At 60.2% G+C, this 16,792-nt stretch carries 17 protein-coding genes; 1 reads left to right on the top strand and 16 read right to left on the bottom strand.

Going from position 1 to position 16,792, the window contains the following annotated elements; translation table 11 throughout:
- Positions 1-5 precede the first annotated feature (5 nt).
- The 9 genes from C2E19_RS09465 to flhA all read right to left on the bottom strand — a co-directional run bounded on the left by C2E19_RS09465 (position 6) and on the right by flhA (position 10,764).
- Positions 6-746, bottom strand: coding sequence for a flagellar motor protein (locus C2E19_RS09465; protein ID WP_003222929.1), 741 nt, complete (start codon positions 744-746; stop codon positions 6-8).
- Complete coding sequence (locus tag C2E19_RS09460) at positions 746-1,888, bottom strand: chemotaxis response regulator protein-glutamate methylesterase (RefSeq protein ID WP_129390961.1); 1,143 nt, start codon at positions 1,886-1,888, stop codon at positions 746-748. The genes C2E19_RS09465 and C2E19_RS09460 overlap by 1 nt, the downstream gene beginning before the upstream one ends.
- 49 nt (positions 1,889-1,937) lie before the next feature.
- Entirely contained in the window at positions 1,938-4,199 is a 2,262-nt protein-coding gene (locus tag C2E19_RS09455; RefSeq protein ID WP_129390958.1) for a chemotaxis protein CheA, read from the bottom strand.
- 54 nt (positions 4,200-4,253) lie between these two features.
- Entirely contained in the window at positions 4,254-5,042 is a 789-nt protein-coding gene (locus C2E19_RS09450) for a protein phosphatase CheZ (protein ID WP_129390955.1), read from the bottom strand.
- A gap of 18 nt (positions 5,043-5,060) precedes the next feature.
- The gene (locus C2E19_RS09445) at positions 5,061-5,432 is read right to left on the bottom strand and encodes a chemotaxis response regulator CheY (RefSeq protein WP_161986607.1); all 372 of its coding nucleotides are present in this window, start codon (positions 5,430-5,432) and stop codon (positions 5,061-5,063) included.
- Positions 5,433-5,598: 166 nt separating this feature from the next.
- Entirely contained in the window at positions 5,599-6,339 is a 741-nt protein-coding gene (gene fliA, locus C2E19_RS09440) for an RNA polymerase sigma factor FliA (protein WP_007920004.1), read from the bottom strand.
- Positions 6,336-7,166 (bottom strand): flagellar synthesis regulator FleN, encoded by an 831-nt coding sequence (fleN, locus tag C2E19_RS09435; RefSeq protein WP_003222917.1) that lies wholly within the window; start codon positions 7,164-7,166, stop codon positions 6,336-6,338. The genes fliA and fleN overlap by 4 nt, the downstream gene beginning before the upstream one ends.
- Before the next feature lie 116 nt (positions 7,167-7,282).
- Positions 7,283-8,623 carry a flagellar biosynthesis protein FlhF gene (flhF, locus tag C2E19_RS09430; RefSeq protein WP_129390952.1) on the bottom strand — a complete coding sequence of 447 codons (1,341 nt, stop codon included), beginning with the start codon at positions 8,621-8,623 and terminating at the stop codon, positions 7,283-7,285.
- An 11-nt stretch (positions 8,624-8,634) separates the two neighbouring features.
- Positions 8,635-10,764: a flagellar biosynthesis protein FlhA gene (gene flhA / locus C2E19_RS09425; protein WP_129390949.1), complete on the bottom strand. Its 2,130-nt coding sequence runs from the start codon at positions 10,762-10,764 to the stop codon at positions 8,635-8,637.
- Between the two features lie 613 nt (positions 10,765-11,377).
- Between flhA and C2E19_RS09420 the strand changes: the two genes are divergently transcribed.
- Positions 11,378-11,737, top strand: a complete 360-nt coding sequence (locus C2E19_RS09420) for a DUF6124 family protein (protein ID WP_129390946.1) — start codon at positions 11,378-11,380, stop codon at positions 11,735-11,737.
- Between the two features lie 161 nt (positions 11,738-11,898).
- On the opposite strand, the gene flhB is transcribed toward C2E19_RS09420, so the two are convergent.
- The 7 genes from flhB to fliM are packed head-to-tail and all read right to left on the bottom strand — an operon-like array spanning position 11,899 to position 16,788.
- Positions 11,899-13,038, bottom strand: coding sequence for a flagellar biosynthesis protein FlhB (flhB, locus tag C2E19_RS09415; RefSeq protein WP_129390943.1), 1,140 nt, complete (start codon positions 13,036-13,038; stop codon positions 11,899-11,901).
- A gap of 3 nt (positions 13,039-13,041) precedes the next feature.
- On the bottom strand, positions 13,042-13,827 hold the full coding sequence (fliR, locus tag C2E19_RS09410; RefSeq protein ID WP_129390940.1) for a flagellar biosynthetic protein FliR: 786 nt from the start codon (positions 13,825-13,827) through the stop codon (positions 13,042-13,044).
- Positions 13,828-13,830: 3 nt separating this feature from the next.
- Complete coding sequence (fliQ, locus tag C2E19_RS09405; protein WP_007920026.1) at positions 13,831-14,100, bottom strand: flagellar biosynthesis protein FliQ; 270 nt, start codon at positions 14,098-14,100, stop codon at positions 13,831-13,833.
- A complete protein-coding gene (gene fliP / locus C2E19_RS09400; RefSeq protein ID WP_129390937.1) occupies positions 14,097-14,855 on the bottom strand; it encodes a flagellar type III secretion system pore protein FliP in 759 nt (252 codons plus the stop codon). The genes fliQ and fliP overlap by 4 nt, the downstream gene beginning before the upstream one ends.
- Positions 14,855-15,313, bottom strand: a complete 459-nt coding sequence (gene fliO, locus C2E19_RS09395) for a flagellar biosynthetic protein FliO (RefSeq protein ID WP_129390934.1) — start codon at positions 15,311-15,313, stop codon at positions 14,855-14,857. Before fliO ends, fliP begins: the two co-directional genes overlap by 1 nt.
- On the bottom strand, positions 15,314-15,763 hold the full coding sequence (fliN, locus tag C2E19_RS09390; protein ID WP_008077656.1) for a flagellar motor switch protein FliN: 450 nt from the start codon (positions 15,761-15,763) through the stop codon (positions 15,314-15,316).
- A gap of 56 nt (positions 15,764-15,819) precedes the next feature.
- The gene (gene fliM / locus C2E19_RS09385; RefSeq protein WP_038363850.1) at positions 15,820-16,788 is read right to left on the bottom strand and encodes a flagellar motor switch protein FliM; all 969 of its coding nucleotides are present in this window, start codon (positions 16,786-16,788) and stop codon (positions 15,820-15,822) included.
- Positions 16,789-16,792: the final 4 nt, after the last annotated feature.

Here is a 16,792-nt window from a genome sequence, read left to right as displayed (position 1 = left end):
TTCCCTTAATCCATGAAGCCTTGCAGCTTCAACTCAATGGAGCGAGGGTTTTCACCTTCGGCGATCGACAGGATCCCTTCCAACAACATTTCGCGATAACGCGACTGTCGCAACGCGATTGACTTCAGCTTGGCGGCCACCGGCAGCAACACCAGGTTGGCACTGGCCACACCGTAAATGGTCGCGACGAAAGCCACGGCGATGCCGCTGCCCAACTGCGTCGGATCGGCGAGGTTGCCCATCACATGGATCAGGCCCATTACCGCACCGATGATGCCGATGGTCGGCGCGTAGCCGCCCATGCTTTCGAAGACTTTCGCCGCCTCGATGTCGCGCGCTTCCTGCGTGTAGAAATCCACTTCGAGGATGCTGCGAATCGCTTCCGGCTCGGCGCCATCGACCAGCAATTGCAGGCCTTTGCGCGAGTAATTGTCAGGCTCGGCATCCGCCACGCCTTCCAGACCGAGCAAACCTTCCTTACGCGCGGTGAGGCTCCAGTTGACGACGCGGTCGATGCCACCGGCCAGATCGACCCGTGGCGGAAACAGGATCCAGGCGAGGATCTGCATGGCGCGCTTGAACGCGCTCATCGGCGATTGCAGCAGCGCGGCACCGATGGTGCCGCCCAGTACGATCAATGCCGCCGGGCCGTTGGCCAGCGCACCGAGGTGACCACCTTCAAGGTAGTTACCGCCGATGATGGCGACGAACGCCATGATGATCCCGATAAGGCTTAAAACATCCATCAGATACACGCCTCGACGATGTGCTTGCCGATGTCGTCGAGGCTGTACACCGCATCGGCGAGATCAGCTTTGACGATGGCCATCGGCATGCCGTAGATCACGCAGCTGGCTTCATCCTGCGCCCAGATCGAGCTGCCGCCCTGCTTGAGCAAACGAGCGCCTTCACGGCCGTCAGCGCCCATGCCGGTCAACACCACCGCCAGAACTTTGTCGCCGTAGGACTTGGCTGCGGAACCGAAGGTGATGTCCACGCACGGCTTGTAATTCAAACGCTCGTCACCCGGCAGAATCTTCACCGCGCCACGGCCGTCGATCATCATTTGCTTGCCACCCGGCGCCAGTAACGCCAGGCCCGGACGCAGGATGTCGCCATCCTCGGCTTCCTTGACGCTGATGCGGCAGAGCTTGTCGAGACGCTCGGCGAAAGCCTTGGTGAACGCCGCCGGCATGTGCTGGATCAGCACGATCGGTGCCGGGAAGTTCGCCGGCAATTGCGTCAGCACGCGTTGCAGGGCAACCGGGCCGCCGGTCGACGTACCAATGGCAACCAGTTTGTAGGCTTTGCGTTTCGGTGCCGGCGACGATGAGCCGGCAGTCGAGGCGCGGCTTGCAACAGGCGCATGCACAGGTGCCGGGCGTGCCGGGGCGCTGGTGCTGTGGCTGCTGAAGCTTGATGCCGCCGGGGTCGGCGCAGGTGCAGGTGCAGCCACTGGCGCAGGGGCGCTGTAAGCACTGAAACGACGATTACTGCGCGAGATGCTGTGGACCTTCTCGCACAGCAGTTGCTTGACCTTCTCCGGGTTACGCGAGATGTCTTCGAAATTCTTCGGCAGGAAATCCACCGCGCCGGCGTCCAGCGCATCGAGGGTTACCCGCGCGCCTTCGTGGGTCAGCGAGGAGAACATCAACACCGGGGTCGGGCAGCGCTGCATGATGTGCCGCACCGCCGTGATGCCGTCCATCATCGGCATCTCGTAGTCCATGGTGATCACGTCTGGCTTGAGCGCCAGAGCCTGATCGATCGCCTCTTTACCGTTGGTGGCCGTACCGACCACCTGGATGCTCGGATCCGCTGAAAGAATCTCCGAGACGCGGCGGCGGAAAAAACCCGAATCGTCCACCACCAGGACTTTGACTGCCATAAACACTCCATTAGGTGCAGCGGGACGTTATCGCCCCGCCGCCCCGGATTCAAATACGCCGTGCGGCGTAACGCTTGAGCATGCTTGGAACATCGAGAATCAGTGCAATGCGGCCGTCACCAGTGATGGTGGCGCCGGACATGCCCGGAGTTCCCTGGAGCATTTTGCCCAATGGCTTGATGACCACTTCTTCCTGGCCGACCAGTTGATCGACGACGAAGCCGATTCGCTGAGTGCCCACCGAAAGGATCACCACGTGGCCTTCACGCTGCTCTTCGTGAGCGGCGGAACGAACCAGCCAGCGCTTGAGGTAGAACAATGGCAGCGCCTTGTCCCGCACGATCACCACTTCCTGACCATCGACGACGTTGGTGGTCGACAGGTCGAGGTGGAAGATCTCGTTGACGTTGACCAACGGGAACGCAAACGCCTGGTTGCCGAGCATCACCATCAGGGTCGGCATGATCGCGAGCGTCAGCGGCACCTTGATGACGATCTTCGAGCCTTGGCCCTTGGTCGAGTAGATGTTGATCGAACCGTTGAGCTGGGAAATCTTGGTCTTCACCACGTCCATGCCGACACCGCGGCCGGAGACGTCGGAGATCTCGGTCTTGGTCGAGAAACCCGGTGCGAAAATCAAGTTGTAGCACTCGGTATCGCTCAGGCGATCGGCCGCGTCCTTGTCCATCACCCCGCGTTTTACCGCGATGGCGCGCAGGACGTTCGGGTCCATGCCTTTGCCGTCATCGGAGATCGACAAGAGGATGTGGTCGCCCTCTTGCTCGGCAGCCAACACGACACGACCGCCACGGGCCTTGCCCGATGCTTCGCGTTCTTCCGGCGACTCGATGCCGTGGTCGACGGCGTTGCGCACCAAGTGGACCAGCGGATCGGCGAGGGCCTCGACAAGGTTTTTGTCGAGGTCGGTTTCTTCACCGACCAGCTCCAGGTTGATTTCTTTCTTGAGCTGACGAGCCAAGTCGCGAACCAGACGCGGGAAGCGCCCGAAGACCTTCTTGATCGGCTGCATCCGCGTCTTCATCACCGCGGTCTGCAAGTCAGCCGTGACCACGTCGAGGTTCGACACGGCCTTTTGCATGGCTTCATCGCCGCTGTTCAGGCCCAGGCGCACCAGACGGTTACGCACCAGCACCAGCTCACCGACCATGTTCATGATTTCGTCGAGACGTGCGGTGTCGACGCGCACGGTAGTCTCGGCTTCGCTCGCCGGTTTTTCCGGTGGCGGTGTTGCCGGAGCGCGGGCCGGAGCCGGTGCAGCAGCAGCGGCCGGTTTCGGCGCTTCGGCTTTAGGCTCAGGCTTGGCCACAGGTTTCGGCGCAGCGGCCGGTGCCTTGGCGGCAGGCGTGGCGACAGTAGAGGCGCTGCCCGCAGAGGCGGCGCCGACTTCGCTGAACTTGCCTTTGCCGTGCAATTCATCCAGCAGCGATTCGAACTCGTGATCGCTGATCAGATCGCTGCCGGCAGCCGCGGCCACCGGTGCAGCAGGCGCAGGTGCCGAAGCAATGGCCGATTCCAGCGCATCGACGGCGAAGTTGCCTTTGCCGTGCAACTGGTCGAGCAATGCTTCGAATTCGTCGTCAGTGATGTCGGAGTTGTCGCCCTTGGCCGGCGCCACAGGCGTTGCCGCCACCGGAGCCACGGCGTCAACCGCGAACTGGCCTTTGCCGTGCAGTTGATCGAGCAACGACTCGAACTCGGCATCGGTGATTTCATCGCTGGCTGCTTCATTGGCAGTTTGCGCAGGGGCAGCAGCGGCCGGGGCTTCGGCTTCGGCCTTGACGGCGTTCAGCGAATCCAGCAGCTGTTCAAATTCGTTATCGGTGATATCGCCCGAATCGCCTTCGCCAACCAGTTCTTCGATCATTTCAGCCACCGGCGATGCCGGGGCTGCGTCCGCCGATTGCGGTTCGGCCAGGCGCGCGAGGGCGGCCAGCAGTTCCGGGGTTGCAGCGGTGATCGGTGCACGCTCACGAACCTCAGTGAACATGCTGTTCACCGCGTCCAGTGCTTCGAGGACAACGTCCATCAGTTCTGCATCAACGCGACGTTCACCCTTGCGCAGGATGTCGAACACGTTTTCGGCGATGTGACAGCACTCCACCAGCTCATTGAGCTGAAGGAAGCCGGCGCCCCCTTTTACAGTGTGGAAACCGCGAAAAATTGCGTTGAGCAGATCTGCGTCATCCGGGCGGCTTTCCAGCTCGACCAGTTGTTCGGACAGTTGCTCAAGAATCTCGCCGGCCTCAACCAGGAAATCCTGAAGGATCTCTTCATCGGCGCCGAAGCTCATTAATGGGGTGCTCCTACAGGTCTAAAAACCCAAAAAACCTAAAATTCCACAACTCTAGAATCCAAGGCTGGATAACAAATCGTCCACATCGTCCTGACCGGACACAACGTCTTCTCGTTTATCGGCATGAATCTGCGGACCTTCACCCTGCGAGAGATGTTTTTGTGGATCTTTTTCTGCAAGCATCGCGGCGCGGTCATGTTCGATGCCCGCAAAGCGGTCGACCTGACTGGCCATGAGCACGAGTTTGAGCAAATTGCTTTCGACTTCGGTGACCAGTTGGGTCACACGCTTGATCACCTGACCGGTCAGATCCTGGTAATCCTGGGCCAGCAGGATGTCGTTGAGATTGCTCGACACCGCACGGTTGTCCGTGCAGCTGCGTGACAGAAAACCGTCGACCCGGCGCGCCAGTTCGCGGAACTCTTCAGCCCCGACCTCGCGACGCATGAAGCGGCCCCAATCGGCACTCAAGGTCTGGGCTTCATCGGCCAGACCATTGACCACCGGCGTGGCGCTTTCCACCAGATCCATGGTGCGGTTGGCCGCGGCTTCCGTCAGCTTGACCACATAGCCCAGGCGTTCGGTGGCGTCGGTGATTTGCGACACTTCCTCGGCCTGCGGCATGTTCGGGTCGATCTGGAAGTTGACGATCGCACTGTGCAGTTCACGTGTGAGCTTGCCGACTTCCTGATACAGGCCACGGTCACGGGTCTGATTGAGCTCATGGATCAGTTGCACAGCGTCGCCGAACCTGCCTTTTTCAAGGCTCTCGACCAGTTCGACCGCGTGTTTTTTCAGGGTCGACTCGAAATCGCCCTGTGAAGATTCGTTATGCTCCATAGCTCCCCCGCGCGTTCATCAGCCGATGCGTTCGAAAATCTTCTCGATTTTGTCTTTCAACGCCTGAGCCGTGAAAGGTTTGACTACGTAGCCGTTCACACCGGCCTGAGCGGCTTCGATGATCTGCTCGCGCTTGGCTTCGGCAGTCACCATCAATACCGGCAGGTGCTTGAGTTTTTCATCGGCGCGCACGTGGCGCAGCAGGTCGATACCGGTCATGCCCGGCATGTTCCAGTCTGTTACCAGAAAGTCGATGCTTCCGCTGTTGAGCACTGGAATGGCAGTCACGCCATCGTCAGCCTCGACGGTGTTGGTGAACCCAAGATCACGCAGCAGGTTCTTGATGATCCGCCGCATCGTTGAGAAGTCATCAACGATGAGGATTTTCATGTCTTTGTTCAATTCGACCTCCAAGCAGTCTTAAACGCGCCCAGCACCTGGACGCGCCACTTCAATCAATCGGCGCAGCACTCGAAGACTGTCTGGAGCACAACAGAGCAAGACCGGTGCCGTTCATCACCGCACCAGCCTCGTTCGCAGTGTCCCCACACTGCCTTCAGCGCGCTCGCCACTCCCCCAAACGCCCCCGCAAACGGGCCGCGCACTGGCTGTGTAACTGGCTGACCCGCGATTCACTGACGCCAAGGACTTCACCGATTTCCTTGAGGTTCAGCTCTTCGTCGTAGTACAGCGCCAACACCAGTCGCTCACGCTCCGGCAAATTGGCAATCGCGTCCGCCAGCGCTGCCTGGAAGCGTTCATCTTCCAGATCGCGCGACGGCTCGAGATGAGCACTCGCGCCATCCTCGTGCAGCCCTTCGTGTTCGCCGTCCTGCAACAGGTCGTCGAAACTGAACAGGCGGCTGCCCAAGGTGTCATTCAAAATCCCGTAGTAATCGTCGAGACTCAATTGGAGTTCGGCTGCAACCTCGTGATCTTTAGCGTCACGGCCGGTTTTAGCTTCAATTGAGCGAATTGCGTCACTGACCATACGGGTATTGCGGTGAACCGAGCGTGGCGCCCAGTCCCCTTTGCGCACTTCGTCGAGCATCGCGCCGCGGATTCGAATGCCCGCGTACGTTTCGAAACTGGCGCCTTTGCTGGCGTCATATTTGGTCGAGACTTCGAGCAGGCCGATCATCCCGGCCTGAATCAGGTCTTCGACCTGCACACTCGCCGGCAACCGTGCCAGCAAGTGGTAAGCAATGCGTTTGACCAGCGGCGCGTAACGCTCGATCAGCTCGTACTGAGCGTCGCGTGCCGACTTCTTGTAGTAGTTCATACCGCTAGCGGTCATAACACGGGCCCTGCCGTTTGCTGCACGAGGCGCTCGACGAAAAATTCAAGATGGCCACGCGGGTTGGCCGGCAACGGCCAGGTATCGACTTTCTGCGCGATCGCCTTGAACGCCAGTGCGCACTTGGAACGCGGGAAGGCTTCATAGACGGCGCGCTGCTTCTGCACGGCCTTGCGCACACTTTCGTCGTACGGCACGGCGCCGACGTATTGTAGAGCGACGTCAAGGAAGCGATCCGTGACCTTGGTCAACTTGGCGAACAGGTTGCGCCCTTCCTGAGGGCTCTGCGCCATGTTGGCCAGCACGCGGAAGCGGTTCATGCCGTAATCGCGGTTGAGCAATTTGATCAGCGCGTAGGCATCGGTGATAGAAGTCGGCTCATCGCAGACCACCAGCAACACTTCCTGCGCTGCGCGCACAAAACTGACTACCGAGTCACCAATACCCGCAGCGGTGTCGATCACCAGTACGTCGAGATTGTCGCCGATGTCGCTGAACGCCTGAATCAGGCCGGCGTGTTGCGCCGGGCTCAGGTGCACCATGCTCTGCGTGCCGGAGGCGGCAGGCACGATGCGGATCCCGCCCGGGCCTTGCAACAGCACGTCGCGCAATTCGCAGCGGCCTTCGATGACGTCGGCCAGCGTGCGTTTGGGGGTCAACCCCAACAGAACGTCGACGTTCGCCAGCCCCAGATCGGCGTCCAGCAACATGACCCGACGGCCAAGCTCTGCCAGCGCCAGGGACAAGTTCACTGACACGTTAGTCTTCCCGACGCCACCTTTGCCGCCGGTCACCGCGATCACCTGTACGGGATGCATGCTGCCCATGTTATTTCTTTACCTTGTCTTGCATAGACGGAGGCCACATTACTGGCTGCGCGTTCACAACCGGAACAATGCATGGCAGACCATCGATGTAGGTACAAAAATTATTCATGAATACCTCAGCCTACCTGCTTGGTCGGGCTGTGATAGATATCAGCGAACATGTCAGCCATGGCTTCTTCGCTGGGTTCTTCCTGCATTTGCACGCTGACGGCGCGGCTGACCAATTGATGACGGCGCGGCAGATGCAGATCATCCGGAATCCGTGGGCCATCGGTCAGGTACGCGACCGGCAATTCATGACTGATCGCCAGGCTTAACACTTCGCCAAGGCTGGCCGTTTCATCCAGTTTAGTCAGGATGCACCCGGCTAGCCCGCAACGCTTGTAACTGTGATAAGCGGCGGTTAGAACCTGTTTCTGGCTGGTGGTTGCCAAGACCAGATAATTTTTTGAGCGAATGCCACGACCGGCGAGGCTTTCGAGCTGCATGCGCAAGGCCGGATCGCTGGCTTGCAGGCCCGCCGTATCGATCAACACCACGCGTTTGCGCAGCAATGGATCCAGTGCCTGAACCAGCGACTGGCCCGGATCGACATGCGTGACCGGCACGTTGAGAATGCGGCCCAGCGTCTTCAGTTGTTCCTGCGCACCGATGCGGAAGCTGTCCATGCTCACCAGCGCGACATTCTGCGCGCCGTATTTGAGCACGTAACGCGCAGCGAGCTTGGCCAGCGTGGTGGTCTTGCCCATGCCGGCAGGGCCGACCATGGCAATCACACCGCCCTCTTCCAGCGGCTCGACTTCCGGTACGGCAATCATCCGCGCCAGATGCGCGAGCAACATGCGCCAGGCCTGACGCGGCTCTTCGATATCGGTAATCATCGACAGCAAGTCGCGCGACAACGGACCGGACAAACCGATGCGTTGCAGACGACGATACAGATTGGCTTGCGCCGGACGGCTGCCTTGCAGCTGATTCCAGGCCAGAGTACCGAGCTGCACTTCCATCAGCTCGCGCAGGCTGTTCAATTCAAAACGCATCGAATCCAGTGCACGCGGGTCAACGCCGCCGGAGGACTGCGCAGGTGCCGGGGCCGGACGCGCCGGCGCGGCGTAAGTCGGCTCGGTCAGCGGTTCGGCAGCGGTCAGCGGCAGACCGGCCGTCAATGGCAGCCCGGCGAACAACTGGCGATTGGTGTTGCCGTCGGCTTCGCCACGCATGCTCAATTCGGCCTGGGCGGTGACGATGCGCGACTGGGTCTTGCGCAGCTCGTCTTCGAGTTCCATGTTCGGAACCCGTGGCGCCAGCGCCGACAATTTGTAATCCAGTGCCGCCGTCAACTCGACACCGCCGGCAATGCGACGATTGCCAATGATGGCGGCATCAGCGCCCAGCTCATCACGAACCAGCTTCATGGCCTGACGCATATCGGCGGCAAAGAAACGCTTAACTTGCATATACCACTACCTCAGCCGTTGGGCCCTACTGTCGCAACGATGGTCACTTGCTTGTTGTCCGGTATTTCCTGGTAGGCCAGCACGTGCAGTCCAGGGACTGCGAGGCGGCCAAAGCGCGAGAGCATCGCGCGCACCGGGCCTGCTACCAACAGGATCACCGGCTGACCTTGCATTTCCTGACGCTGCGCCGCTTCGATGAGCGAACGCTGCAGCTTCTCGGCCATGCTTGGCTCCAGCAGAACGCCCTCTTCCGAGCCTTGTCCTGCCTTCTGCAGACTATTGAGCAATATTTGTTCCAACCTTGGTTCCAAGGTGATCACAGGCAGCTCGGACTCAGTGCCTACAATGCTTTGGACGATGGCGCGGGATACGCCGACGCGCACAGCGGCCACCAACGCGGCGGTATCTTGACTCTTGCTGGCGTTGTTGGCGATTGCTTCAGCAATGCTGCGAATGTCGCGTACCGGCACATGTTCGGCCAGCAGCGCTTGCAGCACTTTGAGCAATTGCGACAGCGAAACCACCCCCGGCACCAGCTCTTCAGCCAGTTTCGGCGAGCTTTTGGCCAGCAATTGCATGAGTTGCTGCACTTCCTCGTGGCCGATCAGCTCACTGGAGTGTTTGTACAGAATCTGGTTCAAGTGCGTGGCGACCACGGTGCTGGCGTCAACCACGGTGTAACCGAGCGATTGTGCCTGCGCACGCTGGCTGATTTCGATCCACACCGCCTCCAGGCCGAAAGCCGGATCTTTGGCGTTGATCCCGTTGAGCGTGCCGTAGACCTGGCCCGGGTTGATCGCCAGCTCGCGATCCGGGTAGATCTCGGCTTCGGCAAGGATCACGCCCATCAGCGTCAGGCGATAGGCGCTCGGCGCCAGATCGAGGTTGTCGCGGATGTGCACGGTCGGCATCAGGAAGCCCAGATCCTGCGAGAGCTTTTTGCGCACGCCCTTGATCCGCGCCAGCAATTGTCCGCCCTGGTTGCGATCAACCAGCGGAATCAGGCGATAACCGACTTCCAGCCCGATCATGTCGATTGGCGTCACGTCATCCCAGCCCAGCTCTTTGGTTTCCATGGCGCGGGCCGGCGACGGCAGCAGCTCTTGCTGGCGCTTGACCTCTTCCAGTGCCACGACCTTGGCCACGTTCTGCTTTTTCCAGAACAGGTACGCGCCACCACCAGCCAGCGCGGCCATGCTCAGGAACGAGAAGTGCGGCATGCCCGGCACCAGGCCCATCACTGCCATCAAACCAGCGGCCACGGCCAGCGCTTTCGGCGAGGCGAACATCTGGCGGTTGATCTGTTTGCCCATGTCTTCCGAACCGGAAGCGCGGGTCACCATGATCGCTGCAGCTGTGGATAACAACAGTGATGGCAATTGCGCCACTAAACCGTCACCGATGGTCAGCAAGGCGTAAACCCGACCGGCATCGCCGAAGCTCATGTTGTGCTGGAAGATACCGACGGCCATGCCGCCGATGAGGTTGATGAACAGAATCAGCAGGCCGGCGATGGCGTCACCACGGACGAACTTGCTGGCACCGTCCATCGAACCGTAGAACTCGGCCTCCTGGGCCACTTCCTGACGGCGCATCTTCGCTTGATTCTGGTCGATCAGACCGGCGTTGAGGTCGGCGTCGATCGCCATTTGTTTGCCGGGCATCGCATCGAGGGTGAAGCGCGCGCTCACCTCGGAAATCCGCCCGGCACCCTTGGTCACCACGACGAAGTTGATGATCATCAGGATCGCAAACACCACGATACCGACCACGTAGTTACCGCCGATCACCACCTCACCGAAGGCCTGAATCACCTTACCGGCAGCGGCGTGGCCGTCCTGACCGTGGAGCATCACCACCCGCGTCGAGGCCACGTTCAACGCCAGCCGCAGCAAGGTCGCGACCAGCAGGATCGTCGGGAATACGGCGAAATCCAGCGGCCGCAGCGCGTACACGCAGACCAGCAGCACGACGATCGACAGGGCAATGTTGAAGGTGAAGAACACGTCGAGCAGGAACGGCGGCACGGGCAACATCATCATCGCCAGCATCACCAGCAACAGCAACGGCACGCCCAGATTGCCCCGACTTAAATCGGCAACGTTTGTGCGTGCTGTGTTGAATAACTGAGAGCGATCCACCGGTTTTCCCCGTTCCTTTAAAGCAAACTTTTGACGCCCAGAGCGGGCTCACGGCGAGCTACTGCAAGAAGCCTTCCAACTTTTGCCAATGACTGAAACAGCGGGGTTTTGACCGTGAGTTTTCTGCTGACCGGGATGGCCCCTTCGCGAGCAGGCTCGCTCCCACAGGGGAATGCATTCCAAATTGGGAATGTAATGCAACCAAAGGTGGGATTGGAATGCATCCAAATGTGGGAGCGAGCCTGCTCGCGAAGAGACCCTCATGTCCGGCACAAATTTTTCGATTTAAACGAAGCTGTTTAAAAGACACTTGCAGACACGGTCTCAAGGCTACAAATCCTTGCGCCTTTGCCTACAGCCAAGCCAGAATCCGCCGGCTTGTGCGCTTTGGGGTCGGGTTCTATTGTGGGCCGGTCGCTGACACATCAGCGATCGGGTCTCGCAGCCCGTCGATCTCTGGACGCACAACATCCGCTTTGCTTATGGCGGTTGTACGTGGGAGACCTTCGGGTCTGCCGGTTCTAGAGTCCCGGTCTGCGACCCGCGTATAGCTGCCACCCTCATTCGTCTCGCAGCGAACGCTGGCAGCTCCAATGACTCTAGGAGCTTCACCATGATCAAACCAACACCCAACCCGCCCGAAACCGACCCCACTTCCCCCTACGAATCCCTCGATTCGAACAAGCTCCACGAAGCCGCCGACCGCGCCCTCGATCACTACCTCTGCCCACCCGGCGCCACGCCACCGCCACGCAAAACCCGCCGGATGTACGCCGTGACCGCAGACTTCAAAAACGAAGAACTGCTGGCCGACGCCTGCGAAACCCTCGCTTGCGCCAGAACCATCGCCAACGATTTCGCCAATCTCATACCCGCATCACAGCGCAGAACGCTGCTGGGCATCGCGCAATTGATCATGCTCGGGGAGTTGGCGGTGAATCGGGCGCTGGATAATCTGCAGTTGCCGCAATAACAAGCCTGCACAACCTCTGTAGGAGCTGCCGCAGGCTGCGATCTTTTGATCCTGCTTTTGAAAAGCAAAAGATCGCGGCCTTCGGCAGCTCCTACAGGGCACAAAAAAACCGTCGTCCCAATGAGTCGGGACGACGGTTTTTTTGTTTCATCACCGTTAAATCAGGAATCGCGGCGCAGATCCGGCGGGATCGGCAAATCGTCCTTGAGCGGATCCGGGCGTTTGCCCTTGCCCGCGCGGTATTGGCGGATCTGGTAGACGTAGGCCAGTACCTGGGCAACCGCCAGATACAGGCCGCCAGGAATTTCCTGATCCAATTCCGTGGAGTAGTAGATCGACCGCGCCAGCCCCGGCGACTCAAGGAGCATGACGTTGTTGGCCACGGCGATTTCGCGGATTTTCAACGCGAGGAAGTCGCTGCCCTTGGCCAGCAATACCGGTGCGCCGCCCTTCTCGGTGTCGTACTTGAGCGCGACGGCGTAGTGCGTCGGGTTGGTGATGACCACGTCGGCGCTGGGAATCGCCGCCATCATTCGCCGCTGGGACATTTCGCGTTGGGTCTGGCGGATGCGCTGTTTGACCTCCGGGCGCCCCTCCTGATCCTTGTGCTCGTCGCGCACTTCCTGCTTGGTCATCAGCAGTTTCTTGTGGGCTTCCCAGAGCTGCACCGGCACGTCGACAGCGGCAATGATGATCAAGCCGCAGGCCAGCCACAACGTACTCCAGCCCACCAGCAATATGCTGTGAATGATCGCTGACTCAAGCGGCTCGTGGGCGATACGCATTATGTCGTCGACGTCCGATAACAACACCACCAACGCCACACCCAAAGTGATCAGAAACTTGGCCAGTGCCTTGAGCAGCTCGATCACAGCCTTGAACGAAAACATCCGCTTCAGGCCCGCCGCCGGGTTCATCCGGCTGAACTTGGGCGCCATGGAACCGGCCGCGAACAGCCAGCCCCCGAGGGAGATCGGCCCGATCAGCGCAGCCAGCAACAGGGTGATCATGATCGGCTGAATCGCCACCAGCGCCATCTGGCCTGACTTCAACAGAAACGCGCCCATCGCGCCCTGATCCATGATCACCTCACGCGACAGCGTGAAGTTCAGGCGCATCAGCTCCATCAGGTCTTCGGCCAGCATGCCGCCAAACACCAGCAGCGCGCCGGCCCCGGCCATCATCACGGCGAGGGTGTTGAGTTCTTTGGAACGGGCGATCTCACCCTTCTCACGGGAGTCCTTTTTGCGTTTATCCGTGGGGTCTTCTGTTTTGTCCTGACCGCTTTCGCTCTCAGCCATGACTCAGCGCGCCCGTGCCAGTTCGCGTAACAACTGCAAGGCCTCGGTGGCCAGCGGTTGATACTGATTGAGAATATCGGCCAGACCGACCCAGACGATGAACAGCCCGAGCACCAGGGTCAGCGGGAAACCGATGGAGAAAATGTTCAGTTGCGGCGCGGCGCGAGTCATCACGCCGAACGCGATGTTGACCACCAGCAAGGCCGTGATCGCCGGCAATACCAGCAGCAACGCCGCCCCGAGGACCCAACCGAGCTTGCCGGCCAACTCCCAGTACTGCGCCGTCATCAGCCCGCCACCCACCGGCAGCGTGGTGAAGCTTTCGGTGAGCACTTCGAAGACCACCAGATGGCCATTCATCGAGAGAAATAACAGGGTCACGAGCATGGTGAAGAACTGCCCGATCACTGCCACCGAGACGCCGTTGGCCGGGTCGACCATCGAGGCGAAACCCATGCCCATCTGGATCGCGACAATCTGCCCGGCCACGGCAAAGGCCTGGAAAAACAGTTGCAGGGAAAAACCCAGCACGGCGCCCACCAGAATCTGCTCGGCGATCAGCATCAAGCCACTGAGATCGAGCGGGCTGACCGCTGGCATCGGCGGCAGGCTCGGCGCAATCGCTACGGTGATTGCCACGGCGAAATACAGGCGCACCCGGCGCGACACCAGCGTGGTGCCGAACACCGGCATGACCATCAGCATCGAGGCGACGCGAAACAGCGGCAACATGAATGACGCCACCCAGGTACTGATCTGGGTGTCGGTCAGCTGAAGCAGCGATTGCATGGCTTAGCCGATGACCATCGGGATGTTTTTGTACAACTGGATGATGTATTCCATGAAGGTCTGCACGATCCACGGACCGGCGACGATCAGGGTCACCAGCATCACCAGCAGACGCGGGAGGAAGCTCAACGTCTGCTCGTTGATCTGCGTGGCAGCCTGGAACATCGCCACCAGCAGGCCGACCAACAGGCTCGGCACCACCAGGATCGCGACCATCAACGTGGTCAGCCACAGCGCTTCACGAAAGATATCGACCGCGACTTCCGGCGTCATGGCGAGACACCTCCGAAACTGCTGGCGAGGGTGCCGATGATCAGCGCCCAGCCATCCACCAGCACAAACAGCATGATCTTGAACGGCAGCGAAATGATCAGCGGCGAGAGCATCATCATACCCATCGCCATCAGCACACTGGCCACGACGAGGTCGATGATCAGGAACGGAATGAAGATCATGAAGCCGATCTGGAACGCGGTTTTAAGCTCGGAGGTGACGAATGCCGGCACCAGAATGGTCAGCGGCGCCTGATCCGGGGTGGCGATATCGGTGCGCTTGGACAGGCGCATGAACAGCTCGAGATCGCTGGTGCGGGTCTGCGCGAGCATGAAGTCCTTGATCGGTACCTGGGCCTTTTCCACCGCTTGCTGAGCGGTGAGTTTTTCCGCCAGATACGGTTGCAGCGCATCGTTGTTCACCCGGTCAAACACCGGCGCCATGATAAACATGGTCAGGAACAGCGCCATGCCGGTGAGGATCTGGTTCGACGGCGTCTGTTGCAGGCCGAGGGCCTGACGCAGGATCGAGAAGACGATGATGATCCGGGTGAAACTGGTCATCAGGATCACGGCCGCCGGAATGAAGCTCAGCGCGGTCATGATCAGCAGGATCTGCAGACTGACCGAATACTCCTGCGCGCCATTGGCGTTGGTGCCCAGTGTGATCGCCGGGATCGACAACGGATCGGCGGCGAACGCCAGTGGCGCGGCCAGCAACAAGGCCAGCGTCAAGACGATGCGTAACGCACCCATTACTTCGTATCCTTCTGATCCTTGCCGAGTATCTTCAGCAACTGCTGGGCAAAATCCGGCGTGGCTTTTTCGCTGGTGCTCGGCACTGGCACCGGCTCTTTGAGCACGTGCAGCGCGGTGATGGTGCCGGGGCTCAAGCCGAGCAGAATCTGCTCGTTGCCGACCTGGACCAGCATCAAGCGATCCCGTGGGCCGAGCGCGCGCGAACCGATCAACTCGATCACCTGGCCCTTGCCCGCCGGGCCTGCCTGCTGCACGCGGCGCAACAGCCAGGCGAGGAAGAAGATCACGCCCAGCACCAGCAGCAGACCGAACACCAGTTGCGTCAGCTGACCGGCCACGCCGCTGTTGACCATCGGCGCGGTGGCCGCAGGCACGCTTGCAGCGATGGTCGCCGCCGGCTCGGCAGCCAGCACGGTCAATGGCAGCGCTAGCAGCGCCCAGAGAAACCTTTTCACTCAGCGCAGCTTCTTGATGCGTTCGCTTGGGCTGATCACGTCAGTCAGGCGGATGCCGAACTTCTCGTTGACCACCACCACTTCACCGTGCGCAATCAGTGTGCCGTTGACCAGCACGTCGAGCGGCTCGCCAGCGAGACGATCGAGCTCGATCACCGACCCCTGGTTGAGTTGCAGCAGGTTGCGAATGTTGATGTCGGTGCTGCCGACTTCCATCGAGATCGACACCGGGATGTCGAGGATCACGTCCAGGTTCGGACCGTCCAGCGTCACCGGATCGTTGTTCTTCGGCACGCTGCCGAACTCTTCCATCGGCAGACGCGAGCCGCTGGAGGCGTCGGCCGCCAGCAATGCGTCGATGTCAGCTTGACCATCACCGGTCTCTTCCAGGGCAGCAGCCCATTCATCGGCCAGTGCCTGGTCGTCCTGGGCGTTCATATCGTCGTTCATCATGTGTCCTCGGCGGGCAACAATTCAGTTAATGCAAAAGGGGGGGTGGCGCCGCTTCAGCGGCGCTCGATCGGCTCGATTACTTGCAACGCGAGGTTGCCTTTGTGCGAGCCCATCTTGACCTTGAAGGCCGGCACGCCGTTGGCGCGCATGATCATTTCTTCCGGCATCTCGACCGGGATCACATCGCCCGGCTGCATGTGCAGGATGTCGCGCAGTTTCAACTGGCGGCGAGCCACGGTGGCGCCGATCGGTACGTCGACATCGAGCACATCCTGGCGCAAGGCGTTGACCCAGCGCTCGTCCTGATCGTCGAGGTCGGACTGGAAACCGGCGTCGAGCATTTCGCGCACCGGCTCAATCATCGAGTACGGCATGGTCACGTGCAGATCGCCGCCACCGCCATCGAGTTCGATGTGGAACGTGGAGACCACGATCGCTTCGCTTGGGCCGACGATGTTGGCCATGGCCGGGTTCACTTCCGAGTTGATGTACTCGAAATTGACTTCCATGATCGCCTGCCAGGCTTCTTTCAAATCGACGAAGGCCTGCTCCAGCACCATGCGCACCACGCGCAGTTCGGTCGGGGTGAATTCACGCCCTTCGATCTTGGCGTGACGGCCGTCGCCGCCGAAGAAGTTGTCCACCAGTTTGAACACCAGTTTGGCGTCAAGGATGAACAGCGCAGTGCCACGCAACGGTTTGATCTTGACCAGGTTGAGGCTGGTCGGTACGTACAGCGAGTGCACGTATTCGCCGAACTTCATCACCTGCACGCCACCGACGGCAACGTCCGCCGAGCGGCGCAGCATGTTGAACATGCTGATGCGGGTGTAGCGGGCAAAACGCTCGTTGATCATTTCCAGGGTCGGCATGCGTCCACGGACGATGCGATCCTGACTGGTCAGGTCGTAGCTTTTGACACTGCCGGGTTCGGCAGCGTTATCGGTCTGTACCAGACCATCGTCGACGCCATGCAACAGCGCGTCGATTTCATCCTGGGACAGCAGATCCTGCACGGCCATGTCG

The organism is Pseudomonas sp. DTU12.3, from assembly GCF_004124275.1.
Taxonomy (GTDB): Bacteria; Pseudomonadota; Gammaproteobacteria; order Pseudomonadales; family Pseudomonadaceae; genus Aquipseudomonas; species Aquipseudomonas helmanticensis.
This window is presented reverse-complemented; position numbering and strand designations above follow the sequence as displayed.

Coding starts and splice junctions, on each gene's coding strand:
- C2E19_RS09450 (WP_129390955.1), bottom strand. CDS start 5,042: ATGGAGCATAACGAATCTTCACAGGGCGATTTCGAGTCGACCCTGAAA.
- fleN (WP_003222917.1), bottom strand. CDS start 7,166: ATGGGCAGCATGCATCCCGTACAGGTGATCGCGGTGACCGGCGGCAAA.
- C2E19_RS09465 (WP_003222929.1), bottom strand. CDS start 746: ATGGATGTTTTAAGCCTTATCGGGATCATCATGGCGTTCGTCGCCATC.
- fliQ (WP_007920026.1), bottom strand. CDS start 14,100: ATGACGCCGGAAGTCGCGGTCGATATCTTTCGTGAAGCGCTGTGGCTG.
- fliN (WP_008077656.1), bottom strand. CDS start 15,763: ATGAACGACGATATGAACGCCCAGGACGACCAGGCACTGGCCGATGAA.
- fliP (WP_129390937.1), bottom strand. CDS start 14,855: ATGGGTGCGTTACGCATCGTCTTGACGCTGGCCTTGTTGCTGGCCGCG.
- C2E19_RS09445 (WP_161986607.1), bottom strand. CDS start 5,432: ATGAAAATCCTCATCGTTGATGACTTCTCAACGATGCGGCGGATCATC.
- C2E19_RS09420 (WP_129390946.1), top strand. CDS start 11,378: ATGATCAAACCAACACCCAACCCGCCCGAAACCGACCCCACTTCCCCC.
- fliR (WP_129390940.1), bottom strand. CDS start 13,827: ATGCAATCGCTGCTTCAGCTGACCGACACCCAGATCAGTACCTGGGTG.
- fliM (WP_038363850.1), bottom strand. CDS start 16,788: ATGGCCGTGCAGGATCTGCTGTCCCAGGATGAAATCGACGCGCTGTTG.
- flhB (WP_129390943.1), bottom strand. CDS start 13,038: ATGGCTGAGAGCGAAAGCGGTCAGGACAAAACAGAAGACCCCACGGAT.
- fliA (WP_007920004.1), bottom strand. CDS start 6,339: ATGACCGCTAGCGGTATGAACTACTACAAGAAGTCGGCACGCGACGCT.
- C2E19_RS09455 (WP_129390958.1), bottom strand. CDS start 4,199: ATGAGCTTCGGCGCCGATGAAGAGATCCTTCAGGATTTCCTGGTTGAG.
- C2E19_RS09460 (WP_129390961.1), bottom strand. CDS start 1,888: ATGGCAGTCAAAGTCCTGGTGGTGGACGATTCGGGTTTTTTCCGCCGC.
- flhF (WP_129390952.1), bottom strand. CDS start 8,623: ATGCAAGTTAAGCGTTTCTTTGCCGCCGATATGCGTCAGGCCATGAAG.